Below are 12,171 nucleotides of genomic sequence, written 5' to 3' on the forward strand. Positions count from 1 at the left end.
CAGTTAAAATTTGTGACATAGTTTTTGACCTTTTTTGCTGCTTTTTTAGACGAATGCGAGCTGCGAGGCAGGGGTTTCAACCCCTGCCTGACTGTCGGACTGCATCAGTGACCGATCATCCAAGGTCGTCCCCCTCGGTGTTCGCGATTCCGCTGCGGTTTAGGTTCCTCAGAACGCTTAACTACCTGCGGTTCCCGATTTTCTTGACCTTTCAACCGCAGCTTTCCAGTTAAAATCATCGGCGGCGAAAAGATACGTTTAGCAACTCTTTCGCAACTCGGGCAAAGCACGGGTGTATCTGCTTCTGCAAGAGGGCGCCACTTATCAAAAATGCCGCAAGTTTCACACTTAAAATCGTAAAGAGGCATATCAATTTTTGATTGTAGATTTGGGATGCAAAGAGTAGGCTGGAACCAGCACCCGCCATACTAATTGAGGACTTACGCAAGAAAGCAATTTTTAGACTATTTGTGGGGGTAAGGTGCGCTTCGGCGCACCCTACAAAAGCGAATCTGTGCGTAAATCCTGTAATTAAGATGGCAGAATATCCATCTGGAAAATTTCTGTCGGTAAAGCAATAGTGCAGCAAGCATTGGGAATATCCACAATGCCGCTGATGCGACCCTCAACAGGAGCACAGCTTAACAGTAAATACGCTTGTTCTCCGGTAAAACCAAACTTTTTCAAATATTCGATCGCATTCAAACAAGCTCGGCGATAAGCAACGTGGGCATCCAGATAATACTGCTGACCCGTAAATTCATCAACAGAAATCCCTTCAAAAACGAGGTACTCAGAATAGCGGGGTTCCACCGGCCCGGGTTTGAAAATCGGGTTGACCATCGCGTATTTATCCATGCCACCTTTGATAATATCAACGTGGAGGTCGATGTAACCCGACATTTCAATTGCCCCGCAGAATGAAATCTCCCCGTCTCCTTGAGAAAAGTGAATATCTCCCATCGAAAGTTTCGCGCCTTCGACATAAACCGGGAAATAAATTCTCGAACCCCGCGACAGGTTTTTAATATCGCAATTGCCGCCGTGTTCGCGGGGAGGAACTGTGCGCGCCGCTTCTGCCGCAACTCGCTCGAATTCTGCCCCTTGCAGCGACCCCAAAACTGCATTCTTGGAGTTCGGCAGTGCTGCCAAAGGCGGCACTCGGTCGGGATTTGTTGCTACTAATTCCGCTTCCCGTTTGTTCCATTTATTCAACAATTCCTGAGAAGGAGCGCAGCCGATTAAACCCGGATGAGTAATCCCAGCAAACCTGACTTTTGGTATGTGTCGGGAAGCGGTATAAATTCCCTGAAAATCCCAAATTGCTTTAGCAGCAGTCGGAAAATGTTCGGTCAAGAAACCGCCACCGTTTTCTTTAGCAAAAATTCCCGTAAAACCCCATTCGTCTCCTTGCAAAGCCCCGATGTCGAGGATATCGACTACTAGAATATCCCCCGGCTGCGCGCCGTTAACGTAAATTGGCCCGCTCAAAACGTGAACTACTGTTAAGTCTACATCGCGAATGTCGTCGGGACTGTCGTCATTTTTAATTTGTCCGTCTGTCCAGTCTTTGCACTCGATGCGAAATACATCGCCGGGATTGACGGAAACTACTGCTGGAATATCTGGATGCCAGCGATTGTGACCGACTAATTCCTGTTCTGACATCGGTTTGGTCAAATCAACTTTGAAGAGAACTTGAGGCATAGTCTGCACTCCTCTAGTTACTAATTTGTACATGGTATGGGCATCTTCCCCGATCAGATGCTTGATAAATGTAAATTGTTATACTAATCAGTGCCGATCCGAAAAATATCTCAGATAACGATTATCATTATTTATAAAATAACCGGGCTGCGCGGCATTTGTGGTATGTTTTTGATAGTGAATGTTTTGAATTTCAAAAATCTGTGACTGAAACTTCGATCGCACAAGATACAGATAACGTTAAAAATGGATGGCACGGCTACCTGAATTTAACCTACGCCAACCGCAACGGCAAAACTCAAATCATTCGCAATGAAATGCAAGCGCCCCTCAAGGTGCAGCGCCCGTTTTATCCTGAAGGGAAAGACGTTTGTCACAGCGTAATTTTGCACACGGCTGGGGGAGTTGTCGGGGGCGATCGACTTTCCAGCCATTTTCACCTCCAACCCAACGCCAAAGGCTTGATTACCACGGCCGCCGCTGGTAAAATCTATCGCAGCAGCGGACTAGAATCACAACAAAATATTGACATTCAACTAGATATCGGTGCTAATTTAGAATGGCTGCCACAGGAAACAATAGTTTTTGACGGCGCAATATATCGGCAAAATTTGCGGGTGGAATTAGCACCAACAGCGAGGATTTTACTGTGGGAAATTACGCGTTTTGGACGCAGTGCAAGGGGCGAAAAGTTCTTGTCGGGAGAATGGCGATCGCACACCGAAGTCTGGCAACAAAACAGCCCTTTATGGATTGACAGACAATTGCTCAAAGGTGGAGAAAAAATGCTCGAAAGTCCTCACGGTCTCGCAGGAAAACCCGTAGTCGCCACCCTCGCTTGGGTAGGCGAATCTGTTACAGCGGAACTCGTGCAAAAAGTGCGAGATTTGCCATTTGAGGCAACAATTTATCCAGGTGATTCCACGGTCGGCGTGACTCGTATTCCTAACGGTTTGCTGTGCCGATATCGCGGTACATCCACAACCGCAGCGAGAGACTGGTTTGTCAGCATTTGGCACTTGCTGCGCTTGTCTTTTTCACAACGCCCTTGCTGTTTGCCCAGAGTTTGGATAAAATAGGATGATCTTTGAGTTTCAATGTATAGTTGCCCTCCTAACTAGATTATTCATCTCTCTCTTCTGGAAACTCTGCGCCCTCTGCGCCCTTTGCGGTTTAATCATTCACAAACAACCGTAAAAGATATCATAACCAAAGAATGCGATCGCACTTACAAGAATAAAAATGCAACTCACCCCCCAAGAAAAAGACAAACTGCTGATTTTCACCGCCGCCCTGGTAGCAGAGCGCCGGAAACAAAGAGGTTTAAAATTAAACTATCCAGAAGCCCTAGCTTACATTTCCGCCGCCATTTTAGAAGGAGCAAGAGATGGCCTCACCGTCGCCGATTTAATGAGTTATGGAACAACTCTCCTGACGCGGGAAGATGTGATGGAAGGGATACCAGAAATGGTGCATGAAGTCCAGGTTGAGGCGACTTTCCCCGACGGAACTAAGTTGGTAACAGTGCACGATCCGATCCGTTAAAAAATCAACCACAGAGACTCACAGGAGGAAAAAATGATTCCAGGAGAAATGATTGTTTCAGCAGGCGAAATAGAACTCAATGCAGGGCGTGAAACAGTACGGTTGGTTGTAGGAAATAAAGGCGATCGCCCCATTCAAATTGGTTCACACTATCACTTTTATGAGGCCAACGAAGCCTTAGAATTTAATCGAGAACAAGCAAAAGGAATGCGGTTGGATATTCCGGCGGGAACAGCAGTTAGGTTTGAACCCGGAGATGAAAGGGAAGTGCAATTAGTACCTTTTGTAGGTAGTCGTGAAGTCTACGGCTTTAATGGAAAAGTGAACGGTCATCTGGATGCTGAAGTATGAAGCCAGATGACCGTTCACGATTGTTGATTTGGGAATTTGAAACTTTTTAACTTCAAAGTTATGCCAGTTTCCAAAAAGAATGCAACTGTAGGAAATATCCACACTATGATAGTAATAAGTCATCTGCAATCCCCAATCTAACATGGTATCACTTCCAGCCCTATGCCTGGAGAGTGACAAAGCCATCTCAAAACTTTTTCTCTGCCTTCTGTATAACTGCCTTCGGGCTTTTTTTTGTTAGTTCAATCTCCTACTTTTGAGCTAGTTACAATCTGCAGTTTGCGGTATACCGTGGTTGTTAAAACTGCCAAGATATACAGCACAAGCGCGTGATGAACCCAAAATTAGTTGACCAGATCAAACAGACCTTGAAGCAGAGCTTGCTTGCAACATCAAGGCGTGTCTGGAGAACCCCGTTAGATCGGCGCACCAGCATCAAATTGTTAGATGACAGCATCGTTTATAAAAAGCAGCATGAACCCATCAATATACCCGCATTAACCTCGGTAAAAAAAGTGCCTTCTCGGTTTTTTGCCACGGAAAAAACCGTGTCTTTTGACCCAGATTATGTTTGGAAGATTTCCCTGAATCAAAAAAGAAATTCTCTAACTATTTGTACGTCTGGGAACACGCTGCTGAATAAGAAGTTGCTTTTAGACTTGGATTTTCGGATTAGCGGTGCGGGCATTCTGGAATGGCCTTACAAACCTAACAAAATTACCTATCCCCTTGTAGTTGCTCCTTGGTCGCATTTGTGGTGCAGTTATTATGATTTTATCATTTTTGTGCTGGCTAAACTTTGTCGAATTGAGAAGGCTTTAGGTAAGGAAATTTGGCAAGAAGCCAAAATTTGTTATCCTTTACGACATACAGATTTTGAGTTGGGCTTTATGACTAAACTCGGTATTCCTGAAAGTTCACTAATCGACACTCGGGCTAGAGATACCGGATATCATGCAGAAAGTGTGGTGGTGGGAAACAATCAAGACTGGTATTTTCCCAGTCCTTACGATATAAAGCTTTTGCGGAAAAAATTCTGTCTTAAGGAAAAGGTAAAGCCTTATAGAAAACTTTATCTGTCTAGAAGTGGCCGGCGTCAGGTTAAAAATGAAGTACAAGTGCGAGAGGTTTTGAAAGAATTTGATTTTGAAATTTTGGAAGATATCTCGCGCACTGTTGATGAACAAATTCGTCTGTTTGCAGAAGCGACGGTGGTTGTCGGCCCTCACGGGGCTGGTTTTACAAATTTGCTGTGGTGTCAGCCGGGGACGAAAGTATTGGAATTCTTTTATGGAGGGTACACTCCGCCATATTTCTATTACATTTGCCAGCTATTGGGATTAGAATACTCTCGTATGGTTGATGACAACAATGTAGCGGAAGATTGGAGTTTCATTGGCATGGATATGACGGTAGATGTGGAGATTTTAAAAAGGGAAATCCCGAAAATGCTGGAGTAAATTTACCCCTGGATAGCATTTTCGATTTTCGATTGGCAAGAATTGATGCCGATCGGGGTTTAAAGCTTGCCTAATGTTGTATTTTTTTTACTGTTTCAGATTGAGGAACTCGTCACATACTATAATTCAAGTGGGTCTCAACTGCCAACTAAAAATTTATTAATATTAGGAGCGAGCATGAGTTACAGAATGGATCGTCGCGCCTACGCGGAAACCTTCGGGCCGACTGTGGGCGATCGCGTCCGATTAGCCGATACAGAATTATTCATTGAAGTTGAACAAGACTTCACAACCTACGGAGATGAAGTTAAATTTGGCGGTGGCAAAGTCATCCGAGATGGCATGGGACAATCGCCGATTTCTAATGCAGACGGCGCTGTTGACACGGTAATTACTAATGCTTTAATATTAGACTGGTGGGGAATTGTTAAAGCAGATGTAGGCATTAAAGACGGCAAAATTTACAAAATTGGTAAAGCCGGAAATCCTTACATTCAAGATAGGGTAGATATTATTATCGGGCCTGGTACTGAAGTAATTGCGGGTGAAGGAATGATTCTCACGGCTGGGGGAATTGACGCTCACATTCACTTTATTTGCCCACAACAAATAGAAGTGGCGATCGCCTCCGGCATCACGACAATGATCGGCGGCGGCACTGGCCCTGCAACAGGTACAAACGCCACAACTTGTACTCCGGGGCCTTGGCATATGTACCGAATGCTGCAAGCTGCTGACGCTTTCCCCGTAAATCTAGGTTTTTTAGGTAAAGGAAATAGCAGTCAACCTCAAGGATTAGTTGAACAAATTTTTGCCGGTGCAATGGGTTTGAAACTCCACGAAGATTGGGGAACTACACCAGCAACGATCGACACTTGTTTGAGTGTAGCTGACGAGTACGACGTGCAAGTTGCAATTCACACCGATACTCTCAATGAAGCGGGATTTGTGGAAGCTACAATTGCGGCTTTTAAGAATCGCGCTATTCACACTTACCACACTGAAGGTGCTGGTGGCGGACACGCACCGGATATTATTAAAGTGTGCGGACAAGCTAATGTTTTGCCCTCGTCAACTAACCCGACTCGCCCTTACACTGTCAATACTTTAGAAGAACATTTAGATATGTTGATGGTTTGCCACCATTTGGATCGAGGCATTCCTGAAGATGTGGCTTTTGCTGAATCGAGAATTAGAAGGGAAACTATTGCTGCTGAGGATATTTTGCACGATTTAGGTGCGTTTAGTATGATTTCTTCTGATTCTCAGGCGATGGGAAGAGTGGGAGAGGTGATTATTCGGACTTGGCAAACGGCACATAAAATGAAGGTTCAAAGGGGGAATTTACCCCCCCTAACCCCCCCTTACCAAGGGGGGGCAACAAATTTACCCCCCCTAACCCCCCCTTGGCAAGGGGGGGAAACAGAGGGTCGAAATGACAATTTTCGGGTGAAGCGGTACATTGCGAAATATACAATTAATCCGGCGATTACTCACGGAATTAGTCAGTATGTCGGTTCGGTGGAAGAGGGGAAATTGGCGGATTTGTGTTTGTGGCGGCCGGCTTTTTTTGGGGTGAAACCGGAACTGGTAATTAAAGGAGGGGCGATCGCCTATGGGCAGATGGGAGATGCTAACGCCAGCATTCCGACGCCGCAACCGGTGCATATGCGGCCGATGTTTGGCAGTTTTGGCGGTGCGATTGGGGCGACTTGTATGACGTTTGTTTCCCAAGCTGCGCGCGATCGAGATATTGCCGCACAGCTCGGTTTGCAAAAGCCCACTGTAGCAGTTTCCGGCACACGGCAAATTAGTAAAAGAGACATGAAACTCAACGATTATTTGCCACAAATGGAAGTCGATCCAGAAACTTATGAAGTCAGGGCGGATGGGGAATTGTTAACTTGCGAACCGGCAACAGTTTTGCCAATGGCGCAGCGGTACTTTTTGTTTTAACTGATATCTTGCACCATTGTAAAGAACGGGCAAGATGCCAGTTCCACAAAATATAAATTTTCTTGTGGAACAGGCATCTTGCCTGTTCCTAAAAAGCTAATTGACACTGGTTCAATATCTCAGTTTTAACCTATTATACAATCATGTAGGGGCTTGTTTTACCAACAAGATTTGCCAAAAACCGACAATCTCAAAAACCCGCCCCCACCCAACTGCAAATTTTCATCTTACTTCATTCTGGATGTGATTTGCTGTTAGAAAAATTGAGCGATCGCACTATCAAACCATGACACAAAAACCAAAAATAAAGTGCAATATTAATTCCGCTCAACAGTTTCGGTATTCCCTCCAGCAAGCTCGAAATTATCTCGTTTTTTAAAGGCAGCGCTTCTACAAAAAAGGCAACAAATAACAAACCAACGCCACTCAGCAGTAAAGGATAGGGAGTCGAGCGAATTTGTCTCCGAAAAGCTAATCCGTATGCAATTGCCACCCAGGCGTAAAATATGACAATTGTCGCTTTCGGAAAACCCGCACGTCCCAGATGAACGTGGGTGCGAAAAACTTCATTGAACAGAAAGCAACCTGCAAACAGTGCCGAATATAAAATAAATTGATTTTCTGGGCGATCGGGTTGAATAATTCTCAGCAATCCAAAGGTAAAAGCGCACACCATTACCGATAAATAAAATAACATTTGAAACGCCAAGAAAAAGAAACCTGCACCCGGATACGTGGCAGAGCAAGGCGGCAAAAATAACCCTTTTACTGAAGAACCAAATAAACTTAGACACGCCGTCACTAGCCCTACAAATACTAAAGTTAGACTGTTAAAAAACCACACTGTTCTGTAATTTGCCATAATTAATAACTAAGAGCTAACAACAGTATATTGCGCGTCAAACCATTTTTTGCTAGGGCTTGTGCACGGGGGTTCAGAAACCGGGTTTTTTAGGAAAATACTACGTTGTGACCCGCCGATTCGGTAAAAAACCCGGTTTCTCTGTCGGAGTGCGTAAGTCCCGATCGTGTTCTTTGAGTAAAGGTGAGATATTCGGTTTCCTAGGTGTGATAGCGAGTTGTAGAAAAGATATCTACTCCCGGAGAAACTACATAATCCAAAGGTTGGGAACCTGCACGGTTAGAGAATTTATCTCTCCTGCCATTTATATCAATTCCTCCCACAGCAATTCTGCAGCGATGGGCATTCATAACTGGATAGTCTGGTGCACAAAAGTCTGGACTATTCACTCAAAACGCTGTAATTTATTTAATCGCGACTCTCCTGGATTTGTGGTGGAAACAGTAGTGTTAGCCTGTCGCTAACGCAGGTAAGATGCCACCACCACGGGAAGTTTTATTTTTATTTATTATCACCTCAAACTTAGGAGAGTCTTAATCGCTTGGTAAACTCAATTTTAATACCTGTCCAACAGATACCTCGTGCTTGTGCGTCGCTACTACCACCGCACCTTCTAATCGCGGATCGTAACATCCCACCCAAGCGGCAGGATGACATTCGTGCACTAAATACCCGTACAGCCAAATTGCTCCTCTACCTTCAATGACAATTCCTTGGCTCAATTGAACGTCTTGAGGAAGTTTCAAACCTTGCAAATCGTCGGGTGTGATGATACCGTCTTGAGTTGTAATTCGCAAGCGCAAATGTTGGTAAGCTAAACCGTCTTGAGTTTGATGGGGGATTATTTTTAATTCAATAGGATTCATTGGATGCACAAATGTTGAATGCTGCGATAAAATCATATCATGTCCGGTAGTATGGGCGGGGGCGGGTTTATTATATTGTAGATTATGGGCAATTATTGTTGGTGAACCCGCCCCTACAAAATTTAACATCATACAAGTCCGAATCAAACAGACATGATATCATCTACCTTTTTAGGGTAAATTGGGAATCCGATCGCCAACTTTCAATCCCAATTGGGCCGCCCTTCCGCCTCTGAGTTCAATAACTCCATCAACGGGAACATCCGGGCCGTAGTTGGGGCAGGTTTCGCTCAAACACGGCGGTACGTTAGGAATTATCGCCTGCACTACGCCTTCCCGCAGAAAAACCATATCGAGCTCAATAAACACGTTTTTCATCCAAAAACGCACGTTTCGCGCGGGTTCGATCGGGAAAAGCATTCCCCTGTCATCCGGCAATTCTGTGCGAAACATTAAACCTGTGGCTTGTTCTTGGGGAGTTTTGGCAACTTCCAGTCCGATCGCGCGATCGGCTATAATCGTGTCAACAGAAATTGGCAAAAGCTGACCCATATCTATCGCGCCAAACAGCGACATAAAGTTGGATTCAGTCAGATTAGGGTTTCCCGAAACAACTCCTAAATAATTACCAGAGTTTTTATCTTTCATAATAGTTTGGTTGTCGGAAACAGAAAGCTCTAAATCACTAAACTTCATGCCTTCTGTTAAGACAATTTTATCATTCCCGTTGCCAAAATCTGTAATTATATCGGCTTCAGTAATAGTAGATGTGGCGGCGGTTTTTTCAATCACAAATAAATCGTCCCCCGCGCCTCCTGTCAAGATATCCCTGGCTTCGCCACCTATTAGCAAATCGTTACCCCGATCGCCAAAAATCCAATCTTCACCTTGTCCTCCATAGATTGTATCGCTTCCCTGCCCGCCAGACAGCGTATCAGCGCCTTCATTTCCGGCCAGCAAATCATTTTCCCGATCGCCAAAAACTCGGTCATTTCCCCCCAAACCTTGAATAGTGTCATTACCCGCAAATCCTCTAATCGTATCGTTGCTGAGAGTTCCCAGGAGAAAATCGAAGCCGAAAGTACCGTCGATGTTAACCATTTTGCGTTTAATGATGCGTTTAATAGAAGGAAGATTTGGCGATCGGCATTCGCCAACCGGTACCAAAAGCTCGATCGCTAATTTTCAAACCAGGGGCTGCTTGCCGCCGTTTAAACTCCGCTTGCCTGACTAATTTTACTACACGTTTAACCACGGCTTCATCGTGTCCTGCAGCGACAATTTGTTGGGCCGATTCGTGATATTCGATCAACCGCTGCAAGATGTCATCCAAAACATCGTAATCCGGCAAAGAATCTTGGTCAATTTGGCCAGGTTTCAGTTCAGCACTCGGTGCTTTAGTAATAATATTAACCGGAATAATTTCCTTTCCCAACAGGGTCTGATTTTTTACCTTCCCACTCCCAGAATTTAGCCACCGACAAAGCGAATAAACGCGAGTTTTCGGCACATCGGAAATCACCGCCAATCCCCCATTCATATCGCCGTAGAGAGTGCAGTAACCCACCGCCATTTCCGACTTATTGCCCGTCGAAAGTAGCAAATGTCCGAACTTATTAGAAATTGCCATCAACAGATTGCCTCGAATCCGCGATTGAATATTTTCCTCAGCAATGCCGAAAGTTGTGTTGAAAAACAAATCGGCGAGGGTGCGATCGTAAGTTTTCATCAAATCGCCGATCGGCAATAGTTCGATCGCGATGCCCAGATTTCGGGCTAATTCCAAAGCATCATTAACCGAATGATCCGAACTGTAAGGAGAAGGCATCAACACCCCTAGAACATTTTCGGGCCCGATCGCGCAACTGGCGATCGCAGCCACCAAAGCCGAATCTATCCCGCCACTCAAACCGAGTACAACCTTAGAAAAACCGCACTTGCGAACATAATCTCGTACTCCCAAAACCAAAGCCGCCCAAATTTCGGCATCTCCTTCTGCCGGATGAAAACTTAAATCTGTTGTGGAACGGGCATCTTGCCCGTTCCCGCCGCTGCCAACGCCACTGCCGATCGAACCTAGTTTTTGTTGTCCTTCACCTAATCCCAAATCAGTTGTGGAACGGGCATCTTGCCCGTTCCCGCTGGCAACTAAATCTTGTTTAGGTGCGTCATATTCCAGCACCGCAAAATCCGTTTCAAAAGAAGCTAATACCTGAATTAAATCACCCTTTCGATTCACAGCAAAACTGCTGCCGTCAAAAATAATATCGTCATTTCCCCCTACCTGATTAGCGTAAATAATCGGTAGCCCGCAGCGGATGACGCTGTGCTGCAACATCGCCGATCGCACTCCCCGCTTCCCCGCAGAATAAGGCGATGCCGACAAATTCACCACTAAATCTACACCCAATTTTGCCAAATCGGAAACAGGATCGCCCGCGTAACTGCGTTTACCCCAAAACTCCTCATTGTTCCACAAATCTTCACAGATTGTCACGCCGATTTTGACTTCGCCAATATAAAAGTAATTGCTGTTTTCGCCAGGTTCAAAATATCTATCTTCATCAAATACATCATAAGTAGGCAACAAGCGTTTATGAAAAACTTGTTTGACTGCGCCATTTTGCAACAAAACAGCGCTATTAAACAATGATTTTCCGCCGAGTTTAACAGCATTAGTATTAGGTAAGGCAGTGCCTGCTATGACTGCCAACTCCGGCGGCAAAGCTTGCGCCAGTTGCAGCAACTGTGCACCTGCATCTGCAATGAAACTCGGATTGATTAACAAATCGCGCGGCGGATAACCGATCAGGGAAAGTTCCGGTGTTAGCAATAAGTTTGCGCCCTCAACCTCAGCTTTTTTCGCAGCCTCCAGAATTAGGTTGGAGTTGCCCAAGATATCACCAATAGTAGGGTTGAGTTGTGCGATCGCAATTTTCATCTCACCAAATCACCTAATAAATATTGCTAACAGTCCGCGCGCGGACTCACTTTCCTATAGTCCTAGATTTGAATGTAGCGAAAGATTACTCAGATTTGTAATGTTTCAACTCTTCCTCAATATAATAATGTACCAAATCCCGGTAAATATTTTCAACCACATCAGGATTCAAACCCGATTCTTGAGCCCACTCGCGCCGCTGCTGTAACATATCGTGAAAGCGATCGAACGATCTAACGCTAGCTTCACTCGTTTTGAACCTTGCTGCCGCGATGACGTATTGAAATCTCTTGCTCAAAGCCTCGATCACTTCTCGATCGATGATATCAATTTCCTCCCGAACTTCGTGAATATTCGCGCATTCATCAGGGTCTTTCATAGTCGGCACTCCTTAATAGCTTCTATTGTGACATACTCCCACGTCAAACTGAGTACAGTTATGACGTGGGCATCTTTGCAGCCCGATGAAGGGTGTGCAAAATT

Annotated in this window: 13 protein-coding genes; 5 read left to right on the top strand and 8 right to left on the bottom strand. The window is 45.0% G+C overall.

Going from position 1 to position 12,171, the window contains the following annotated elements:
• Window positions 1-104: 104 nt before the first annotated feature.
• Together QUA43_RS27800 and fmdA are read right to left on the bottom strand one after the other, a co-directional pair.
• Complete coding sequence (locus tag QUA43_RS27800; protein ID WP_333378574.1) at window positions 105-368, bottom strand: zinc ribbon domain-containing protein; 264 nt, start codon at window positions 366-368, stop codon at window positions 105-107.
• 163 nt (window positions 369-531) lie between these two features.
• The gene (gene fmdA, locus QUA43_RS27805) at window positions 532-1,707 is read right to left on the bottom strand and encodes a formamidase (protein ID WP_333378602.1); all 1,176 of its coding nucleotides are present in this window, start codon (window positions 1,705-1,707) and stop codon (window positions 532-534) included.
• A 203-nt stretch (window positions 1,708-1,910) separates the two neighbouring features.
• On the opposite strand from fmdA, the gene QUA43_RS27810 reads away from it, so the two are divergent.
• From QUA43_RS27810 to ureC, 5 genes are all read left to right on the top strand, one after another.
• Window positions 1,911-2,786 carry an urease accessory protein UreD gene (locus QUA43_RS27810; protein ID WP_333378578.1) on the top strand — a complete coding sequence of 292 codons (876 nt, stop codon included), beginning with the start codon at window positions 1,911-1,913 and terminating at the stop codon, window positions 2,784-2,786.
• A 163-nt stretch (window positions 2,787-2,949) separates the two neighbouring features.
• Complete coding sequence (gene ureA, locus QUA43_RS27815) at window positions 2,950-3,252, top strand: urease subunit gamma (RefSeq protein ID WP_015179363.1); 303 nt, start codon at window positions 2,950-2,952, stop codon at window positions 3,250-3,252.
• Window positions 3,253-3,285: 33 nt separating this feature from the next.
• Window positions 3,286-3,603 carry an urease subunit beta gene (locus tag QUA43_RS27820; RefSeq protein WP_333378581.1) on the top strand — a complete coding sequence of 106 codons (318 nt, stop codon included), beginning with the start codon at window positions 3,286-3,288 and terminating at the stop codon, window positions 3,601-3,603.
• Between the two features lie 380 nt (window positions 3,604-3,983).
• On the top strand, window positions 3,984-5,063 hold the full coding sequence (locus QUA43_RS27825; protein ID WP_333378584.1) for a glycosyltransferase family 61 protein: 1,080 nt from the start codon (window positions 3,984-3,986) through the stop codon (window positions 5,061-5,063).
• A 177-nt stretch (window positions 5,064-5,240) separates the two neighbouring features.
• The gene (gene ureC, locus QUA43_RS27830; RefSeq protein ID WP_333378586.1) at window positions 5,241-7,019 is read left to right on the top strand and encodes an urease subunit alpha; all 1,779 of its coding nucleotides are present in this window, start codon (window positions 5,241-5,243) and stop codon (window positions 7,017-7,019) included.
• Window positions 7,020-7,251: 232 nt separating this feature from the next.
• Here the strand turns inward: ureC and QUA43_RS27835 are convergent, their stop codons facing one another.
• The 6 genes from QUA43_RS27835 to QUA43_RS27860 form a co-directional block, all read right to left on the bottom strand.
• Complete coding sequence (locus tag QUA43_RS27835; protein WP_333378588.1) at window positions 7,252-7,881, bottom strand: hypothetical protein; 630 nt, start codon at window positions 7,879-7,881, stop codon at window positions 7,252-7,254.
• A gap of 200 nt (window positions 7,882-8,081) precedes the next feature.
• A complete protein-coding gene (locus tag QUA43_RS27840; protein ID WP_333378590.1) occupies window positions 8,082-8,231 on the bottom strand; it encodes a hypothetical protein in 150 nt (49 codons plus the stop codon).
• Between the two features lie 183 nt (window positions 8,232-8,414).
• Window positions 8,415-8,747 (bottom strand): CRISPR-associated ring nuclease Crn3/Csx3, encoded by a 333-nt coding sequence (gene crn3, locus QUA43_RS27845; RefSeq protein ID WP_333083735.1) that lies wholly within the window; start codon window positions 8,745-8,747, stop codon window positions 8,415-8,417.
• A 171-nt stretch (window positions 8,748-8,918) separates the two neighbouring features.
• Window positions 8,919-9,914, bottom strand: coding sequence for a DUF192 domain-containing protein (locus QUA43_RS27850; protein WP_333378593.1), 996 nt, complete (start codon window positions 9,912-9,914; stop codon window positions 8,919-8,921).
• On the bottom strand, window positions 9,868-11,688 hold the full coding sequence (locus QUA43_RS27855; protein ID WP_333378596.1) for an NAD+ synthase: 1,821 nt from the start codon (window positions 11,686-11,688) through the stop codon (window positions 9,868-9,870). Before QUA43_RS27855 ends, QUA43_RS27850 begins: the two co-directional genes overlap by 47 nt.
• A gap of 85 nt (window positions 11,689-11,773) precedes the next feature.
• On the bottom strand, window positions 11,774-12,067 hold the full coding sequence (locus QUA43_RS27860; RefSeq protein ID WP_333378599.1) for an isochorismate lyase: 294 nt from the start codon (window positions 12,065-12,067) through the stop codon (window positions 11,774-11,776).
• Window positions 12,068-12,171 lie beyond the last annotated feature (104 nt).

The sequence above is a fragment of the Microcoleus sp. N9_B4 genome (assembly GCF_036701635.1).
In the GTDB taxonomy this organism is placed as follows: Bacteria; Cyanobacteriota; Cyanobacteriia; order Cyanobacteriales; family Microcoleaceae; genus Microcoleus.